The following is an 18604-nucleotide window of genomic DNA, read 5'->3' on the forward strand; positions in this document are numbered from 1 at the left end:
ATGCGGCCAGAGAGAGAAGGAACAGGTACCATGACCATCAAGCTGCAAAAGCCTGACATCACAGAGCTGAAGCCGCGCATCACCGTGTTCGGCGTTGGCGGCGGTGGCGGCAATGCCGTCAACAACATGATTACCGCCGGCCTCCAGGGCGTCGACTTCGTCGTCGCCAACACGGATGCGCAGGCGCTGACGATGACGAAGGCCGAGCGCATCATCCAGCTCGGCGTCAACGTTACCGAAGGCCTCGGTGCCGGCTCGCAGCCGGAAGTCGGCCGCGCGGCCGCCGAGGAGTGCATCGACGAAATCGTCGATCACCTGAACGGCACGCATATGTGCTTCGTCACCGCCGGCATGGGCGGCGGCACCGGCACTGGCGCTGCTCCCGTTGTCGCGCAGGCGGCCCGCAACAAGGGCATCCTGACAGTCGGCGTCGTCACCAAGCCGTTCCATTTCGAGGGCGGGCGCCGCATGCGCCTGGCCGAGATGGGCATCCAGGAACTGCAGAAGTCTGTCGATACGCTGATCGTCATTCCGAACCAGAACCTCTTCCGCATTGCCAACGACAAGACGACCTTCGCCGATGCCTTCGCCATGGCTGACCAGGTTCTCTATTCGGGCGTTGCCTGCATCACCGACCTGATGGTCAAGGAAGGCCTCATCAACCTCGACTTCGCCGACGTCCGCTCGGTAATGCGCGAGATGGGCCGCGCGATGATGGGCACCGGCGAAGCTTCAGGCTCCGGCCGCGCGCTGCAGGCCGCAGAGGCTGCGATCGCCAACCCGCTGCTCGACGAAACCTCGATGAAGGGCGCCCAGGGCCTGCTGATCTCCATCACCGGCGGTCGCGACCTCACCCTCTTCGAAGTCGACGAAGCCGCGACCCGCATCCGCGAGGAAGTCGATCCTGATGCCAACATCATCCTCGGCGCCACCTTCGACGAATCGCTCGAAGGCATCATCCGCGTCTCGGTCGTCGCAACCGGCATCGACCGGGCGATGAACGAAGCCGCCGAGCGGAACCTCCAACCGGCAGCAAGGCCCGCTATCCGTCCCTCCGCGGCTGTTGCTCCGGCAGCGGCCGTAGTTCAGCCTGCCCCCGTGATGCAGGCACCGAAGGCCATGGATCCGATCGCGCAGACCATCCGCGAAGCCGAGATGGAACGCGAGCTCGAAATTCCGGCCCCGCGTGCTGCCGCACCGCTGCAGCAGCCGGCGGCACAGCAGGAGACCTTCCGTCCGCAGAGCAAGATCTTTGCGCCTGCACCGGAAGCTCCGGCAATGCGTCCGGCACCGGTGCAGCAGCAGGCTCCGGCGCCCGTCATGAGCCAGCCGGTGATAAGCCAGCCGGTCCAGCAGCAGCCGGTTCGGCAGGAGCCGATCATCCGCCAGGCGCCCGAACCGATGCGCATGCCGAAGGTCGAGGATTTCCCGCCGGTCGTCCAGGCCGAACTCGACCACCGCACCCAGCCGGCCTCCGCGCATGCGGCGGAGGAGCGCGGTCCGATGGGCCTGCTCAAGCGAATCACCAATTCGCTTGGCCGCCGCGACGACGACGCCGTTGCCGCCGATATGATCGCCGCGCCGCCCGCCGCTTCGCAGCAGCGCCGTCCGCTGTCGCCGGAGGCAAGCCTCTACGCACCGCGTCGCGGCAACCTCGACGACCAGGGCCGCGCGGTTCCGCAGGCCCGGATGATGCAGGAAGACGACCAGCTGGAAATCCCGGCATTCCTGCGTCGCCAGTCGAACTGAGGCCGTGATCGGCACCGTTCATGCCCGGGATCAAGGTCCCGGGCATTGCTATTTTTCTGCCGGTGATTCGCAAACGATTTCAATTGCGTGACTTCGTAACAAAGCGAAAGAAACAGTGATTTGGATTGGAGCGCCGGCGCACGTAAGTATGGTGCAACGAAACTGCCCCATGAGACCTTTCGACAGGCTCCGGCTGCAGAATAAACGATGACCGCGCCGATCGGACATACCGCCGGTGCGGAAGAATAAAGGCAGAATTTATGGCAATTGGCTTGCTGGGTTTTCAAACGACGGTATCGCGTCCCGTGACGCTTTCGGGCATCGGAGTGCATTCGGGCGCTGAAGTCTCGATCACTCTGAACCCGGCGGAATCGGACACCGGCGTCGTTTTCCAGCGCCTGCATGACAATGGCGACATTACCGAACTCAAGGCTGTTTCCTCGCAGGTCGGCAATACCGACCTCTGCACCGTGCTCGGCTTCTCACCCGCCCATTCGGTCGCGACGATCGAGCATGTCATGGCCGCCGTCTATGCGCTCGGCCTCGACAATGTGGTGATCGAGGTGCAGGGCTCCGAAATGCCGATCATGGACGGCAGCTCGCTGCCCTTCGTCGAGGCGATCGAGCAGGTCGGTCTCGTCTCGCTTGGCGTCAAGCGCCGTTATATCCGTATCACCAAGCCGGTGCGAATCGAGCATGGCGGCTCCTGGAGTGAATTCCGTCCCTATGATGGTACGCGCTTCGAAGTCGAGATCGATTTCGACTGCCCGCTGATCGGCCGGCAGAAGTGGGCCGGCGACATGACAGCCGCCGTCTTCAAGACGGAACTTTCCCGCGCCCGCACCTTTGGCTTCATGCGCGATGTCGAACGCCTCTGGGCGTCGGGCCACGCGCTCGGCTCCTCACTCGAAAATTCCGTCGTCATCTCGGACGACAACACCGTCATCAACGTCGAAGGGCTGCGTTACGCCAAGGACGAATTCGTCCGCCATAAGACGCTCGATGCCGTCGGCGATCTGTCGCTTGCCGGTGCCCAGTTCATCGGCTGCTACCGCTCGTATCGCGGTGGTCACAAGATGAATGCCAATGCGCTGAAGGCGCTGCTCGCCGATCCCTCCGCCTATGAGGTCGTAGAGACGTCGACGCCGCGCCAGCGTGTCGCTGCCCGCGAGCTGATCGCAGTCAGCGCTTCGGAATTCGCTCCCTGGTCGGCATGACCTCCAGCATATTCTCAAGACCAGGCCGCCTCTTTCCCGGAGGCGGTTTTTTTTATGTCCGACTGCGTCTGCGGCGATAATCGATGCTTGGCTGCCACAGGTCGGGAAGAAGTTGAAAAGGCGGTCATTCTTCGGCCGCTGCCACAAAAATGCGTTAATGCCTTATCATTGCGTTGCTCTTGATGCACATTTGTGGCTAGAAACGCCAGCGAGGCGTGGCTGCCGTGGAGAGAGCGGCAGCAGTGGGGTTCTTTCGAATGGGTTATGCAGGATCTGAAGGTATGATGAAGACAGCGCGCGCTTTGTTCGCATCGCTTCTGGTGCTCAGCGCAGGCGCCTCGATCTCCGGTTGCCAGTCGGATCCCGATATCGACATCACCAAGCTCGGCCTCGAAACCGATCCGCCTGACGTGCTCTACACCCAGGGTCTTGCCAATATGAAGGCCGGCAACATGGCGGAAGCGGCGCGCAAGTTCGACGCGATCGACCGCGAAAACCCGTTCTCCGAATGGGCGCGCAAGGCGCTTGTGATGAGCACCTTCGTCAAATATCGCCAGGGCCGTTTGGACGATGCGCTTGCTTCCGGCAATCGCTACATGTCGCAATATCCGAAGTCCCAGGATGCTGCCTATGTGCAGTATCTTATCGGTCTCACCTATTCCAAGCAGATCGTCGACGTGACGCAGGACCAGCGCGCCTCGGCCAAGACGATCGAGGCGATGCAGGCCGTCATCGACAATTATCCGAACTCCGAATATGTCGACGACGCACAGGCCAAGATCCGCTTCGCGCGCGACCAGCTCGCCGGCAAGGAAATGCAGATCGGCCGCTACTACATGGAGCGGAAGGAATATCTCGCCGCGATCTCGCGCTTCCGCATCGTCGTCGAGAAATATCCGAATACGAACCAGATCGAAGAGGCCTTAGCGCGCCTCGTCGAAGCTTATTACGCCATGGGCATCGTCGACGAGGCGCAGACAGCCGCTGCCGTTCTCGGTCACAATTATCCCGACAGCCAGTGGTATGCTGATTCCTATAAGCTGCTGCAGAGCGGCGGTGCCGAGCCGCGTGAAAACAAGGGCTCGTGGATCGCGGCAGCGGGCAAGAAACTTCTTCTCGGTTCCTGAGGCCAATGCTGATCCAGCTTTCGATCCGCGATATCGTCCTGATCGAGCGGCTGGATCTTGCCTTCGAGACCGGCCTCTCCGTGCTGACGGGCGAGACCGGGGCGGGCAAATCCATCCTGCTCGACAGCTTGTCGCTGGCGCTTGGTGGGCGCGGCGACGGCGATTTGGTGCGCCATGGCGAGGACAAGGGCCAGGTGACGGCGGTGTTCGACGTCGGCATGGAACACGGCGCCCGCACACTGCTGCGCGAAAACGGCATCGATGACGAGGGCGACTTGATCTTCCGCCGCCAGCAATCGGCGGATGGGCGCACCAAGGCCTACGTCAACGACCAGCCGGTCAGCGTGCAACTGATGCGCCAGGCCGGTCAGATGCTCGTCGAAATCCACGGCCAGCATGACGATCGCGCCTTGGTCGACACCAACGCTCACCGCACGCTGCTCGATGCCTTCGCCGGCCTCACCGACGAGGTTTCGGCGGTCTCCAGGCTCTATCGCTTGTGGCGTGATAGCGAGCGGACGCTGAAGAAGCACCGCGAGAAGGTGGAAAGTGCGGCGCGCGAAGCCGACTACCTGCGCTCGTCCGTCGCGGAACTCGAGAAGCTCCAGCCGCAGGATGGCGAGGAGGAAGAGCTCGCCGATCGCCGGCAGAAGATGATGAAAGCCGAGCGAATTGCCGGCGATATCGCCGAGGCGTCCGAATTCCTGAACGGCAATGCATCGCCGGTGCCCCATATTGCCTCGCTGGTGCGCCGGCTGGAGCGCAAGAGCCATGAGGCGCCGGGACTGCTCGAAGACACCGTGACGCTGCTCGATGCCGCGCTTGATCAGCTTTCCAACGCGCAGATGGAAGTCGAGGCGGCGCTGCGCAAGACCGAATACGATCCGAGAGAGCTGGAGCGGGTGGAGGAGCGGCTTTTCGCGCTGCGGGCCGCCTCGCGCAAATATTCCGTGCCCGTCACCGAACTGCCGGCGCTTGCCGTGCGCATGATCGCCGATCTTGCCGATCTCGACGCGGGCGAGGAGAGGCTTGCGCGGCTCGAAGCCGAGGTCGGCCTGGCGCGGGAAAATTACGATGCGGCGGCGCGCTCGCTCTCCGACAAGCGCCATCATGCCGGCACCGCGCTGGCTGGGGCCGTCATGGCCGAGCTGCCGGCGCTGAAGCTCGAACGGGCCCGTTTCATGGTCGAGATCAGCACGGATGCGGGGGAGGCGCTCGCCGAGGGCATCGACGTCGTCGAGTTCCATGTTCAGACCAATCCGGGCACACGGCCTGGCTCGATCATGAAGGTCGCCTCGGGCGGCGAACTGTCGCGTTTCCTGCTGGCGCTGAAAGTGGCGCTCGCCGATCGCGGATCGGCCCCAACACTGGTCTTCGACGAAATCGATACCGGCGTCGGCGGTGCGGTGGCCGATGCGATCGGCCAGCGGCTGAAGCGGCTGTCTGAGCGAGTGCAGGTGCTGTCGGTCACGCATGCGCCTCAAGTCGCGGCGCGGGCGGCGACGCATCTCTTGATTTCCAAGGGACCGTCGGCCGACGGTTCTGAAAAGATTGCCACGCGCGTCGCGACGATGGCGCAGAAGGACCGCACCGAGGAGATCGCCCGTATGCTGGCTGGGGCTTCGGTCACAGAAGAGGCGAGGGCGGCAGCGAAGCGGCTGCTAGCCGGCAACGGCTGATTTTTCTTCCGATGCTCTTCCGGCTCCGGCGGCGGGATGACAACCATCCTGCGGCGCGATATGGGCTGAAGCTTCCCGATCGGCGACGAGCTCATGCCATGCGGCTTTTTCATTTCAGCGACGATGCCGGTATCGCGGCGTTCGAGCCACGCCCGGTTCGCGTTCCTTCAGACCGCGCGCCCGGCCGGAGATGGCTGAACGGTCCGCTCGTCTGGGCAATCGATGCCGATCATGATTTCCTGTATCTCTTTCCGCGCGATTGTCCCCGCATCCTGCTCTGGGCGACAGCCGATACGCCGGAGACCGAACGGCGGCACTGGCTCGGCGACTGGCGTGCTGCGGCTTTCATCGAGCGCCGGTGGCTGGAAAGGCTCGAAGCGGAGACGATCCACCGTTATGAGATGCCGCCCGAAGGCTTCGAGAATCTAGATGATGCGGGCATGTGGGTGGCGCGCAGACGCGTCATTCCCATGGAGAGGACGGCCATCTCGCGGCTCGACCAGGAGTTTGCGCCGCGCGCGGTGGAACTTCGGGTGCTCGATAGCTTGCGGCCGTTGAAGAACCTCTGGAGCACCAGCCTGCATGTCAGCGGCATCCGGCTGCGCAATGCCAGGGATTGGGAGTAGGCGCAGGAAACCAATCTTCCCGATGCAGGATATCCAGCCTCTCTTTTCATCCGGCAATTTTGCTCTAAAAACAATCCAGATTTTCTGGCCAGATTCTCTGGAGTGATGTTCCATGTCCACCGAAGGTTCCGCCGTCGACACGTTGACGATCGAAGAGGCTGCCGCCGAGCTCGAACGGCTGGCAAAGGAGATCGCGCATCACGATGCTCTCTACCACGGCAAGGACCGGCCGGAGATTTCGGATGCCGATTACGACGCGCTGAAGCGCCGCAACGATGCGCTGGAAATGCGGTTTCCCGAGCTGATTCGTGAGGACAGCCCGTCGCGGCATGTCGGTGCAGCGCCCTCGGTCACCTTCGCGCCTGTTGTTCATGCGCGGCCGATGCTTTCGCTCGACAACACCTTCTCGCAGGAGGACGTGCAGGATTTCGTCGCCGGCGTCTATCGCTTTCTCGGCCGGCTGCCGGACCAGTCGATCGCCTTTACTGCGGAACCGAAGATCGACGGCCTGTCGATGTCGATCCGTTACGAGAACGGCAGGCTGGTGACGGCCGCGACGCGCGGCGACGGCACGACTGGCGAGAACGTCACTGCCAACATCCGTACAATCGCCGAAATCCCCAACGAGCTGCCGAAGGGCGTTCCCGCCGTCGTGGAGATCCGCGGTGAGGTCTATATGGCCAAGAGCGACTTCCTGGCACTGAACCGGCAGATGGAGGCGGAGGGCAAGCAGACCTATGTCAATCCGCGCAACACCGCGGCCGGGTCGCTGCGCCAGCTCGACGCCAAGGTGACGGCGAGCCGCAAGTTGAAATTCTTCGCTTATGCCTGGGGCGAGATGTCGGAGATGCCCGCCGATACACAGTTCGGTATGGTGCAGACCTTCAAGGACTGGGGTTTTCCGGTCAATCCGCTGATGAAACGGTTGAACTCGGTCGCCGACATCCTGACGCATTATGACGAGATCGGGCTCAAGCGCCCGGATCTCGACTACGACATCGATGGCGTCGTTTACAAGGTCGACAGTCTCGAACTGCAGGCCCGTCTTGGCTTCCGCTCGCGGAGCCCGCGCTGGGCGACGGCGCACAAGTTTCCTGCCGAACAGGCTTTCACGATCGTCGAGAACATCGACATCCAGGTTGGCCGCACTGGCGCGTTGACCCCGGTGGCCCGTTTGACGCCGATCACCGTCGGCGGCGTGGTCGTCACCAATGCGACGCTGCACAACGCGGATTACATCCAGGGCATCGGCAATAGCGGTGAACGCATCCGCGACGACGAGCACGATATCCGCATCGGCGATACCGTCATCGTGCAGCGCGCCGGCGACGTCATTCCGCAGGTACTCGACGTCGTCGTGGAGAAACGCCCGGCCGAGGCCAAGCCCTATGAATTTCCGAAGACCTGCCCGGTCTGCGGTTCGCATGCGGTGCGTGAAAGACATGAGAAGACCGGCAAGCTCGATTCGGTCACCCGCTGCACCGGTGGTTTCATCTGCAGGGCGCAGGCGATGGAGCACCTGAAGCACTTCGTTTCGCGCAACGCCTTCGATATCGAAGGGCTCGGTTCGAAGCAGATCGACTTCTTCTTTGAAAACGAGGATCCGTCGCTGCAGATCCGCACCGCGCCCGATATCTTTACGCTGGAGGAACGGCAGCGGGATTCATTGACCAAGCTCGAGAATATCGACGGCTTCGGCAAGGTCAGCGTCGGCAAGCTCTATGGCGCGATCAACGAGCGGCGCAGCATAGCGCTCCATCGCTTTATCTACGCGCTCGGCATCCGTCATGTCGGTGAGACCACGGCGAAGCTGCTGGCGCGTTCCTACGGCACCTATGCGGCATTCGAGACGGCGATGCGGGAGGCCGAGACACTTTCCGGCGACGCCTGGAACGATCTCAACGCCATCGAGGGCATCGGCGAGGTGGTCGCGCGCGCCATCGTCGAATTCTACAAGGAGCCGCGCAACGTCGAGGTGATCACCCGACTGCTTGAGGAAGTGACGCCCGAGGAGGCCGAGCAACCGAAGACGGCAGGCAGTCCGGTTGCCGGCAAGACGGTGGTTTTCACCGGCTCGCTGGAAAAGTTTACCCGCGACGAGGCAAAGGCGAGGGCCGAAAGCCTCGGCGCCAAGGTGGCGGGATCGGTCTCGAAGAAGACCGACATCGTCGTCGCCGGCCCCGGCGCCGGCTCCAAGCTCGACAAGGCGCGCGAACTCGGCGTGCAGACGATGGACGAGGATGAATGGCTGGCGCTGATCAGCGGCTGAGGGGCTGACGGCAAGCCGCCAACCCGTTTGCTCATAACCTGAGCCGCGCCATCGTATAGGCGTCGACATACTCGCCGGATCGAAAGCCGAAGGCCTTCAACAGGCCTTCCTGCTCGAAGCCGAATTTCCGATAGAGGCCGATGGCGACGTCGTTGTCGGTGTAGACGGTCAGTTCAAGCCGTTTGATATCGAGCCAGTCGTCGGCAGCGTCGATCATCGCGCCGAGCAGGATCCGCCCGAAGCCGCGGCCGGTGAAATCGTCATGCACGCCCATGCCGATGCTGGCGACGTGCTGCCTACGGCCGGAGAGGCGGTTGAGGCCACCATTGCCAACGATCTTGCCATCCAGGGTGATGACGAGGTTGAGCGCGCCCGGCGACGGATTTTCCATGTGTTTGCGAACTTCTTCGACCCGCTGGTATGGCGGCCGCAAGGTGCCGGCCCGGTAGCCCGGCAGATTTAGGAGATCGGTGATCTCCTCCGCATCGGACAGGCGGACGGCGCGCACGAGGACGCCATCTGGCAGGCGCGCTCGGCCGCGAGGTTCATTCTCTTCGTTTTCGGACATTCATGCTCTCCATCGGTTTTACGAGGAGAGCCGGTTTCCGAAACCCTGCTCGCCTCGGCAGGGTTTTCGGATGATCGGATCGCTGCTAACGCGCCATCGCTCCCGCGTACCCTTCGAGGGTCGTGGTGTGATGAATAAGCGCTGCCATGGTAAGGGAAACGATCATGGCAGCAAGTTTCGGTAAGTGGGCTAAAAAGTCAACCTTGCGTCGTGTCGAATTTGCACGGCCGCAAGCGGGGCGGTATTCCTGTTCCCGAAGAAACGATTCGGGTTGCTGCATTGAAGACCATCGCAATTGACTTCGAGACGGCGAACGAACAGCGCGGCAGCGCCTGTTCCGTCGGCCTTGCCTGGATCGAGGACGACAGAGTGATGCGCGTCGAGGAGCGGCTGATCCGACCGCGGGACATGCGCTTCTCCGGGATGAACATCGCAATCCATGGCATCCGGCCGGAGCATGTCGAAGATGCGCCCGAGTTTCCCGAGGTGATGGACGAGTTCGAGGAAGATTTTCGCGGCGCGACGATGATCGCGCACAATGCTGCCTTCGATTTCAGCGTCTGGCGGGCGAGCCTCGATCTCTACCGGCAATCCTATCCGGATCTTACCTATCTCTGCAGCCTGAAGATGGCGCAGCGAATCTGGCCGCATTTCGTCTCGCACCGGCTGAACCTGATCGCCGAGCATCTCGGCCTGCGTTTCGTGCACCACAACGCCGCCGAGGATGCCGCGGTCTGCGCGGCGGCGGCGATCGAGATGGCGAAAGCGGTAAAGGCCAATGCCGTTCACGCGATACCGGCGCTGATCGGCATGCGGCCCGGCCGGCTGACGGCGCGGGCCTACGAGCCCTGCACCTGCCGGAAAGGCTGATCCCTTCCGCGAGCTCCATTTCTTGCAAAGCATGGGTGCATGCTTATCTAGAATGCGGTTATTCAGGGAGCCGCCATGTCCAGACTGCGCAATCTTCTCCTCGCCGCCTTCTCTTTCGCCGCCGTTTCCGCAGGTACTGCCTCGGCCGAAGTCGTCGGCAAGGTCGGGGTCGACTGGATCGGCAACGACATCATCGTCGAGGCGGTCTCCGACCCCGAGGTCAAGGGCATCACCTGCCACGTCACCTATTTCGACCGCAGCCTGATCGACCGGTTCAAGAACGGCAACTGGTTCGAGGACCCGTCCAACAATTCCATTGCCTGCCGGCAGACCGGCCCGATCGAGATCGGCAATATCGACCTGTCCAAGGATGGCAGCGAGGTGTTCCGCCAAGGCATGTCGCTGATCTGGAAGACCCTGGTCGTCAACCGCATCTACGACAAGACGAACGACACGCTGATCTATCTCGCCCATTCGCGCGAACTGACCGACGGTTCGGCGAAGATGTCGATCTCGACCATTCCGCTCTATGGGCAGAACGTTGTCTGGAAGAATGGGAGGCCGCAGTGATCAGCGCGTCCTGAATGGGCGGAAATAAGCGCGGATATCTTCGGCCAGAAGCTCGGGCCGCTCCATGGCGGCAAAATGGCCTCCCTTCGGTATTTCGGTCCATCGCCTGACGTCATAGACGCGTTCGACCCAAGAGCGTGGCGGCTGGGGCAATTCCCTTGCGAAATGCGCCACGCCGAGTGGCGGCAGGACGCGTTCGTTCGCCTTGAAATGCATCGGCCGCTTTCGGCTTTCCTTGTAGAGCCTAAGCGACGAATCCAGGGTGCCGCTGAACCAATAGATCGAAATCTCGATCAAGAGGGCGTTGAGAGAGAACGTCGTCCTGATATCGCCGTCGCTCCACGCCTGAAATTTTTCACTGATCCAGGCAGCTAGGCCAATGGGCGAATCCGTCAGTGCATAGGCAAGCGTCTGCGGCTTCGTTCCTTGCATGTGGGCGTAAGCGCCTTCGCTATCGGCCCATTGCGCGGCGCGTTCGAGAAAGGCCTGTTCCTCCGTCGAAATCGGTGCCTGTTCCGCGCCCAGCGGCGGCCGGTAGCTCCCCGGAATATAGTTCAGGTGCAGCGCTGTCGTATTCTGTGGAAACCGGTAGGCGAGCCAGCTCGAAACGGCCGCGCCGATATCGCCGCCTTGCAGGCAGAAGGTCTCGTATCCCAAACCCTGCATCAGTTTCAGCCACAGTCCCGATATTTCATAGGGGCCGATCCCGGCTGAGCCTGGCGCCTGCGAGAAGCCGTAGCCCGGAAGGGACGGCACGACGACATCGAATGCATCAGCAGGGTCGGCGCCATGTGCTGCAGGATCCGCCAGCATTGGGATAATCCCCTCCATTTCGAAGAAGGAGCCCGGCCAGCCGTGCGTGAGGATGAGTGGCAGTGGCGAGGGCCCGTTTCCTCTCTGGTGGACGAAATGAATCGACAGGTCATCGATCTCGGCAATGAACTGCGGAAGCGTGTTGAGGCGCGTCTCCTGCGCGCGCCAGTCGAAATGGTCTTTCCAATAGGCGAGGAGCTCCTTGAGAAAAGCGAGACTTGTTCCGTCTTCCCAGCTGTCGGCGTCGAGTGCTGGCGGCCATCGCGTCGAGCGCAGGCGCCGTTGCAGGTCGTCGACCCGTTCGTCGTCGATGTTTATCTTGTAGGTGCTGACACGCATGGAAGGCTCCTGACCGGGCACTTTATCGGAGGGGGAGGTAGTCTCCGTCCGAGCAATTGGAAGGTGACGGCGTGTCCGTCTGCTTGCGGCACCTTGCGCTGCCGGTCCGTTAAATACAAAAAAACCGCCCGCAGCGATCGGCTGCAGGCGGCCTTCCGATCGAGGAGCGGTTGTTCTTATGCGGCCTGTGTCAGCTCGTCGGCAATAACCGTGTCGAGGTTCAAGAAGCAAACCATGGTCTTTTCGAGAGCGACGATGCCGCGGCAGAAGGCGCGCTGGGCTTCCGGGATGATTTCCGGCGGCGGCTGCAGGTCTTCACTCTTGATGGTCATCATGTCGGAAACCTGCTCGACCAGCAGGCCGACCAGCTTGCCGGCGATGTCGGTGACGATGATCGCCGAGCGCTCGGAGGGCTCGGTCATCTTCATGCCGAGGCGGCAGGCCATGTCGATGACGGGGATCACCGCACCGCGCAGATTGATGAGGCCCAGCACGTAGGGCGGGGTGTGCGGCATCGGCGTCACCGGCGCCCAGCCGCGAATTTCGCGGATAGCCATGATGTCGATGCAGAATTCCTGATCGCCCAGGTGGAACGAAACGATTTCGAGGTAAGCGCCCGACTGCTTGATGGCGTTGTTGTTCATGGTCAGAATTCTTCCCAGTTGTCCCCGGCGGGAGAGGCGATGCAGAACCGCTGTTAAATATAGATGTGACGGCTTAAGTCTTTCCTAACGATATGTATTTTCCGATTATCCGTCGCTCTAAAGGCAAGCTATTCACAAACATGCCATTTTTGATCCGCGCAGATTCCCGACGTCGGATTTCGTTGCCGTTGCAGTTTCTATCGGTGAGACAATTAATCACCGGTCAGAAAACATATTCTTGAATTGCGCGCGTCCGGTCGAGGCTATAATCACGCGGGGCAAGGGGGCGGGCCGCGCGTTCTCCGCCCGGATGGAGGATCATGCCAATGAAGACATTCCGCATCGCCGTCTGGGTCGGTGTCCTGATACTTGCCGGGTTTCTTGGTGCCTACACGCTCAACCTGACGAAGTCGAGGGACATGGTGGCAGAACCGCCCTTCGGCGTGCCCTTCACTTTGGTGTCCCAAAGCGGGCAGCCGATCACCGAGCAGGCGTTGCGCGGTAAGCCGACGGCGCTGTTCTTCGGCTTTACCCATTGCCCGGAAGTCTGCCCGACGACACTTTTCGAACTGAACGGATGGATGGAGAAGGTCGATCCGAAGGGCGACAGGCTACAGGCCTATTTCGTGACCGTCGATCCGGAGCGCGACACGCCTGAGATCATGAACGAATACGTCTCCAATGTTTCCAAGCGCATCATCGGCATTTCAGGCGCGCCTGACAAGATCGCCGAGGTCATCAAGGGTTTCCGCGTCTACGCCAAGAAAGTGCCGGTCGACGAGAAGGATCCGAACGGCGACTACACGATGGATCACACCGCCTCGGTCTTCCTGCTCGATTCGGCCGGGCGGTTTTCCGGAACGATCGCCTATGGCGAAAACCCGGACACGGCGGTAAAGAAGCTGGAGAATCTCGCCAGCAAGGGGTGACAGCTTCAGCGTGATGGGGCGTTGGCTCGACCGGCGGCGGGCAACGGAAACGGGAAAGACCGCCTATCGTGAGTGAAATCCGCCTTTACGTGACGACGACCGAAAGCAAGGCCGAAGAGATCCTCGACCTTCTGAGCGCGGTCTTCGGTGAAGAAGACTTTGCCATCGGCACCACGGAGATCGATGAGAAGAAGGATATCTGGGAAGCCTCGATCTACATGATGGCCGAGGACGAGGCGGAGGTGCAATCCCGCGTCGAGGACGCATTGAAGGCCTCTTTTCCCGATGCCCGGCTGGAGCGGGAAGTCATCCCCGAGATCGACTGGGTGGTGAAATCGCTGGAGGGGCTGAAGCCCGTCCGGGCAGGGCGCTTCCTGGTGCATGGCTCGCATGACCGCGACAAGATCCGCCCCGGCGACATCGCCATCGAGATCGATGCCGGCCAGGCCTTCGGCACCGGCCATCATGGCACGACGGCGGGCTGCCTCGAGGTGATCGATGCCGTGGTGCGCTCGCGTTCGGTCCGCAACGCGCTCGATCTCGGCACCGGCAGCGGTGTACTGGCGATTGCGGTGCGCAAGCTCAGGAACATACCGGTGCTGGCGACCGACATCGATCCGATCGCGACGAAGGTGGCGGCCGAGAACGTGCGCCGCAACGGCATCGCCTCGGGCATCGTCACCAGGACAGCGCCGGGCTTCCACTCGACGGCCTTTTCCGAGCACGGGCCCTTCGATCTCATCATCGCCAATATTCTCGCGCGGCCGCTGATCCGCATGGCACCGAAGCTTGCGACGCATCTTGCGCCTGGCGGATCGGTCATTCTCTCCGGCATCCTTGCCGGACAACGCTGGAAGGTGATTGCCGCCTATAATGGCGCGCGGCTTCGCCACGTCAGAACCATCTGGCGCAACGGCTGGGTGACCATCCACCTCGATCGGCCTTGATGAAGGCGAGGGTTGGGGAGGCGAATGCGGTGTCCCTCTTCTCCCCAGCGGGGAGAAGTGCCGGAGCGATAGCGAGGCGATGAGGGGGTGAGCGGCGAAGCCGCGAATGCGCAGAGCGCAGCGAAGGGCAATGAATGGCCTGCCGTGTGGCCTCCTCGTCCGACCCTTCGGGCCACCTTCTCTCCGAGGGGAGAAGAGAGAGCAAGCTGCGACCGATCATTCCACAGGATAGCGTACCTCCCAAGCCTTGTTGAAGATAAGAAAAAGGCGGTGCCGATGGCACCGCCTTCGACCGGTCTATCCGGTCAATGCCCGCGAGCTCAAGGGGAGGAGGGCTCAAGCGGGCTCTACTGCATTCCAATAGGCCGGTCCGGGAGGGAGGAGACGGACTGGCTTTCAGGCTTAGAACGCGTAGCTGGGGGCGCCCTTGTGGCGCGTGGCCCGCTGGCCGGCGCCGAGCAGCTTGAGGCTGTCCTCGTTTTGCGGGCGGCGGGCGCCGATCACGTGACGCACGGTCTGGCGTTCGCCAGCCTGCACCGGGCTGCTATATGCGAAGCGCGAGAGAGAGGCAGTCATTTCAAGAATTCCTTTGTTATAGGTTCATCGCGAACCGTTCGATGACGCCTATATAGCCATTCTGAAATGCGGAGGCAGAGGGTTTCGCTCATGGGAGCCATGCGGCCAATGCATAAAGCGTGCCAAATTAGCTTTTGGCGTCACAGTTCTGTCAAAATGTTGAGCGGTCCCAGGCTTTCGACTCGTTTGGTCGCTTTTTCTCCCCATCAGTTGAAATTTCGCTAACATGGCCGGCATCCCATTAACCGGATTCGTCTCAATCATTCGGGTTTCCAGCATGTTCCAGTCTTTCGAAGTCACTTCCACGCCGCAATTCGGCAGGGATCGCGTATCGGCGCTGCGCGCCGGTTTCGATTCGCTCGGCATCGACGCCTTTCTCGTGCCGCGCGCCGACGAGTTCAACGGCGAATATGTTCCCGCATGTTCGGAGCGCTTGGCATGGCTGACGGGCTTTACCGGTTCGGCCGGTATTGCGCTCATCCTGCGCACGCAGGCGATCGTCTTCGTCGACGGGCGCTATGTGACTCAGCTTGCCGAACAGGTCGACGGTTCGGTCTTTTCGGGCGGCGACCTCGTCAACGAACCGCCGCATCTCTGGCTTGCCGCAAACGGCGGCAAGGGCCTGCGGCTCGGCATCGACCCATGGCTGCATGCGGGTGCAGAGGTGCGCCGTCTGGAAAAGGCGCTTTCGCAGATTGGCGGTACGCTGGTCTTCCTGCCGCACAATCCGCTCGACAGGCTTTGGAGCGACCGGCCAACCGAGCCGCTCGGCGCGGTCAGCATCCAGAACCTCGCGCAGGCCGGCGTGCTGGCCAGGGACAAAATCGCGACGATCGCCGCCGATCTTTCGAAGAAGAGCCTTGCGGCGGTGCTGATCGCCGATCCCTCTTCGGTCGCCTGGACCTTCAATATCCGCGGCGCCGACGTGCCGCACACGCCGCATCCGCTGGCGCGCGCCATCATCCATGCCGACGGCCGGGCCGAGCTCTTCCTCGACAAGCGCAAGACCGGCATCGAGCCGGAGGCCTATCTCGCGCAGATCTGCACACAATTGCCGCCCTCGGCGTTGGAGGAGAGGCTTGCCGCCGTTTCGCGAGATGGCGGCCGCGTGCTGATCGACCCTGATATCGCCGCCTATGCGCTGGCGGAGATCATCCGTAAGGCGGGCGGCGAAGTGGTGGAGGGCGCCGATCCCGCCAAGCTGCCGCGCGCGGTGAAGAACGACGTCGAGATCAACGGCTCGGCCGCCGCACATCTGCAGGACGGGGCGGCGATGGTGGAATTCCTCTGTTGGCTGTCGCAGACGAAGCCTGGCACGGTGAGCGAGATCGCTGCTGCCGAGCATCTCGAAGCGGCGCGTGCCCGCGTCGGCCAGAGCATGCAGAACCCTCTGAAAGACATTTCCTTCGACACGATTTCGGGCGCCGGCGAACATGCGGCGATCATGCATTACCGCGTGACGACCGAGACCAACCGGTTGATCGAGGCCGGCGAACTCTTCCTGATCGATTCGGGTGCGCAATATATCAACGGCACGACAGACATCACCCGCACCGTCGGCATAGGTACGGTATCGGAAGAGCATCGGCGCTTCTTCACGCTGGTGCTGAAGGGGATGATAGAGATCAGCACGGCACGTTTCCCGAAGGGCACGCGCGGCTGCGACCTCGATCCGCTGGCGCGCATCGCGCTGTGGCGGGCCGGCGCCGATTTCGCTCACGGCACAGGCCACGGCGTCGGCTCCTATCTCTCGGTGCATGAGGGGCCGCAGCGCATCTCCAGACTTTCGACGCAGGAACTGCTGCCCGGCATGATCCTTTCGAACGAACCGGGTTATTATCGGCCGGGCAGTTTCGGCATCCGGATCGAGAACCTGATCTATGTGCGCGGGGCCGAGGAGATCGAGGGCGGCGATGCGCCGATGCTCGGATTCGAAACGCTGACTTTCTGCCCGATCGACCGCAGCCTTGTCATTCCCGAGCTTCTGACCCATGACGAACTGCACTGGTTCAACGACTATCATCGCCGCACATGCGAGGCGCTGATGCCGCTCATCCACGATCACGATGTCAGGGCGTGGCTCGAAAACGCGACGCTGCCGCTGGAATATTGAGAAAACGGCATTACGGCGTCGGCGACGCTATAATGCCTTGAGTTTCTGCGCCGGCTTTCGGGCCGGTGCTCAGGCGCCGATCGTGTGGCGCCAGGTCATCACGACGATCCAGGCGGCAACCAGCATCCATGTATGGGTGAAGCGCAATCCGATGAAGAGGGCGGCGATCAGCGCCAGCTTCGATTCCCAGCCGCCGATGAAGAAGGCGGGTGCGACGAGCGTCGTCAGCACGGCCGCCGGAACGGCATTCAGCGCCGCCTCCATGCGAGGGGGGATACTTTTCATTCGGGTGATGAGGATATAGCCGCCGATGCGGGTGGCGAAGGTGGCGGCGGCTGCGGCGAGGATAACGAGCGCCATGTGAAGATCGAATTCCATGGCTCAGACCTCGTGCACTTCGGATTGAAGGGCGTCGGCTTCGAGATCTTGCGGTTGCGGCGGCAGCGGCAACAGGGCGGCAAGCACGATGCCAACGGCGGCACCGAGGCTGACATGCCAGGGCGAGCCGACGTAGCGGTAGGCGAACACGGATGCCACCGCGCTGACGAGCGCCACGGGCAGGAAATTGTCTCGCTTGCGGAAGCCGAGGACGATGCCGAGGAAATAAGCCGGCAACAGGATGTCGAGGCCGATGGCCTTGGGATCGCCGATGAAGCCGCCGAGCATGCCGCCGGCGATGCTGATCAGTACCCACGGAATGTAGATGATGATGGCGAAGCCGAAATACCAGGCGAAGGTGAGTTGCCGGCCGGCCTCGGCGCGCTTGACTGCTTCGGCGAATTGCGGATCGACGAGGAGAAAAAAGGTAAAGAATTTCTGCACCGGCGTGAAATGGCCGATGTAGCGCGCCAGTGCCGCCGAGTAGAGCACGTGGCGGAAATTGACGGCGAGGATCGACAGTACGATCAGCCAGGCGTGGACATTGTGACCGAAGAGTTCGATGCCGACCATCTGGCTGGCGCCGGCATAGACGGTGGCACTCATGAAGGCGGCTTCGGAAAGCGACATGCCATTTTCGACCGCCAGCGCTCCGAAGAGAGCGCCAAAGGGCGCCGATGCCAACGCAACGGCAGAGCCGCCCCGCAAACCTTCAACAAAGTCGGCGCGATTCATGCGATCTTGTCCAGTTGGAATTCAAGTTTTCCCTTATGGTCTACGGCTTGCGACGGCAATTGAATTTCCTTGATTGACCAATCGATTTTGCTGAACCATCAAAGTCCCGATCGCATTCGGCAAAGAGGCAGCTATGAAAAAGATCGAATTTTCCAAGGAAGAAAAGGCTGAAATCGTTTCGCGCATCCGCGCTTATTTCGACCGGGAACTCGATCCCATCGGTGCATTGCCGGCTGAATTCCTGCTTGACTTCTTCGCCGAGGAGATCGGGCCGTACTTTTACAATCGAGGGCTACGAGATGCCCAGGCCGCCTTGTTGCAGAGAATGGACGACGTAGCCGAGGATATCCATCTTCTTGAGAGGGAGGAAAAATTCTAACGGCTTAAAATCAAATCAGCCTTCACTTAACGCCAATTTATTTCTGCGCCGATATGGTCGTGACGCTTTCGTTCAC

18 protein-coding genes are annotated in these 18604 nt (G+C 61.8%); 12 read left to right on the forward strand and 6 right to left on the reverse strand.

The genetic code is table 11. From position 1 onward, the window contains the following. Nucleotides 1-30 precede the first annotated feature (30 nt). The 6 genes from ftsZ to ligA all read left to right on the forward strand — a co-directional run bounded on the left by ftsZ (nucleotide 31) and on the right by ligA (nucleotide 8667). On the forward strand, nucleotides 31-1749 hold the full coding sequence (gene ftsZ / locus ACIPSK_RS04305; RefSeq protein ID WP_162115969.1) for a cell division protein FtsZ: 1719 nt from the start codon (nucleotides 31-33) through the stop codon (nucleotides 1747-1749). Nucleotides 1750-2009: 260 nt separating this feature from the next. After that, nucleotides 2010-2966 carry a UDP-3-O-acyl-N-acetylglucosamine deacetylase gene (lpxC, locus tag ACIPSK_RS04310; RefSeq protein ID WP_162115970.1) on the forward strand — a complete coding sequence of 319 codons (957 nt, stop codon included), beginning with the start codon at nucleotides 2010-2012 and terminating at the stop codon, nucleotides 2964-2966. Between the two features lie 257 nt (nucleotides 2967-3223). Continuing rightward, nucleotides 3224-4093: an outer membrane protein assembly factor BamD gene (locus ACIPSK_RS04315; protein ID WP_017965092.1), complete on the forward strand. Its 870-nt coding sequence runs from the start codon at nucleotides 3224-3226 to the stop codon at nucleotides 4091-4093. A 5-nt stretch (nucleotides 4094-4098) separates the two neighbouring features. Then, nucleotides 4099-5772, forward strand: a complete 1674-nt coding sequence (gene recN, locus ACIPSK_RS04320; protein WP_162115971.1) for a DNA repair protein RecN — start codon at nucleotides 4099-4101, stop codon at nucleotides 5770-5772. Between the two features lie 98 nt (nucleotides 5773-5870). Next, entirely contained in the window at nucleotides 5871-6398 is a 528-nt protein-coding gene (locus tag ACIPSK_RS04325) for a DUF6886 family protein (protein ID WP_162115972.1), read from the forward strand. A 112-nt stretch (nucleotides 6399-6510) separates the two neighbouring features. Beyond that, entirely contained in the window at nucleotides 6511-8667 is a 2157-nt protein-coding gene (gene ligA / locus ACIPSK_RS04330) for an NAD-dependent DNA ligase LigA (protein ID WP_162115973.1), read from the forward strand. Between the two features lie 31 nt (nucleotides 8668-8698). Here ligA and ACIPSK_RS04335 read toward each other — a convergent pair whose 3' ends face one another. Next, nucleotides 8699-9235: a GNAT family N-acetyltransferase gene (locus tag ACIPSK_RS04335; RefSeq protein WP_017965089.1), complete on the reverse strand. Its 537-nt coding sequence runs from the start codon at nucleotides 9233-9235 to the stop codon at nucleotides 8699-8701. A gap of 279 nt (nucleotides 9236-9514) precedes the next feature. Between ACIPSK_RS04335 and ACIPSK_RS04340 the strand changes: the two genes are divergently transcribed. Both ACIPSK_RS04340 and ACIPSK_RS04345 read left to right on the forward strand, forming a co-directional pair. After that, the gene (locus ACIPSK_RS04340; RefSeq protein WP_017965087.1) at nucleotides 9515-10105 is read left to right on the forward strand and encodes a 3'-5' exonuclease; all 591 of its coding nucleotides are present in this window, start codon (nucleotides 9515-9517) and stop codon (nucleotides 10103-10105) included. Between the two features lie 75 nt (nucleotides 10106-10180). Beyond that, nucleotides 10181-10675 (forward strand): CreA family protein, encoded by a 495-nt coding sequence (locus ACIPSK_RS04345; RefSeq protein ID WP_162115974.1) that lies wholly within the window; start codon nucleotides 10181-10183, stop codon nucleotides 10673-10675. Here the strand turns inward: ACIPSK_RS04345 and ACIPSK_RS04350 are convergent, their stop codons facing one another. Together ACIPSK_RS04350 and ACIPSK_RS04355 are read right to left on the reverse strand one after the other, a co-directional pair. Then, nucleotides 10676-11827: an epoxide hydrolase family protein gene (locus tag ACIPSK_RS04350; RefSeq protein ID WP_162115975.1), complete on the reverse strand. Its 1152-nt coding sequence runs from the start codon at nucleotides 11825-11827 to the stop codon at nucleotides 10676-10678. A gap of 176 nt (nucleotides 11828-12003) precedes the next feature. Continuing rightward, nucleotides 12004-12471, reverse strand: a complete 468-nt coding sequence (locus ACIPSK_RS04355; protein ID WP_017965084.1) for a chemotaxis protein CheW — start codon at nucleotides 12469-12471, stop codon at nucleotides 12004-12006. Nucleotides 12472-12797: 326 nt separating this feature from the next. Between ACIPSK_RS04355 and ACIPSK_RS04360 the strand changes: the two genes are divergently transcribed. Together ACIPSK_RS04360 and ACIPSK_RS04365 are read left to right on the forward strand one after the other, a co-directional pair. Next, a complete protein-coding gene (locus ACIPSK_RS04360) occupies nucleotides 12798-13400 on the forward strand; it encodes an SCO family protein (protein WP_162115976.1) in 603 nt (200 codons plus the stop codon). 68 nt (nucleotides 13401-13468) lie between these two features. Further along, nucleotides 13469-14347: a 50S ribosomal protein L11 methyltransferase gene (locus ACIPSK_RS04365; protein ID WP_162115977.1), complete on the forward strand. Its 879-nt coding sequence runs from the start codon at nucleotides 13469-13471 to the stop codon at nucleotides 14345-14347. A 402-nt stretch (nucleotides 14348-14749) separates the two neighbouring features. On the opposite strand, the gene ACIPSK_RS04370 is transcribed toward ACIPSK_RS04365, so the two are convergent. After that, nucleotides 14750-14923 carry a hypothetical protein gene (locus tag ACIPSK_RS04370; RefSeq protein WP_003541368.1) on the reverse strand — a complete coding sequence of 58 codons (174 nt, stop codon included), beginning with the start codon at nucleotides 14921-14923 and terminating at the stop codon, nucleotides 14750-14752. A 277-nt stretch (nucleotides 14924-15200) separates the two neighbouring features. Here ACIPSK_RS04370 and ACIPSK_RS04375 point away from each other — a divergent pair, with 277 nt between their 5' ends. Then, complete coding sequence (locus tag ACIPSK_RS04375) at nucleotides 15201-17036, forward strand: aminopeptidase P family protein (protein WP_162115978.1); 1836 nt, start codon at nucleotides 15201-15203, stop codon at nucleotides 17034-17036. Between the two features lie 69 nt (nucleotides 17037-17105). On the opposite strand, the gene ACIPSK_RS04380 is transcribed toward ACIPSK_RS04375, so the two are convergent. Next, a complete protein-coding gene (locus ACIPSK_RS04380) occupies nucleotides 17106-17414 on the reverse strand; it encodes an AzlD family protein (RefSeq protein WP_017965080.1) in 309 nt (102 codons plus the stop codon). A gap of 3 nt (nucleotides 17415-17417) precedes the next feature. Beyond that, nucleotides 17418-18149, reverse strand: coding sequence for an AzlC family ABC transporter permease (locus ACIPSK_RS04385; protein WP_018483843.1), 732 nt, complete (start codon nucleotides 18147-18149; stop codon nucleotides 17418-17420). A 133-nt stretch (nucleotides 18150-18282) separates the two neighbouring features. Here ACIPSK_RS04385 and ACIPSK_RS04390 point away from each other — a divergent pair, with 133 nt between their 5' ends. After that, nucleotides 18283-18528 (forward strand): DUF2164 domain-containing protein, encoded by a 246-nt coding sequence (locus tag ACIPSK_RS04390; RefSeq protein WP_033181033.1) that lies wholly within the window; start codon nucleotides 18283-18285, stop codon nucleotides 18526-18528. The last annotated feature ends 76 nt before the right edge of the window (nucleotides 18529-18604 follow it).

This window comes from Rhizobium sp. LARHSG275, assembly GCF_052871115.1.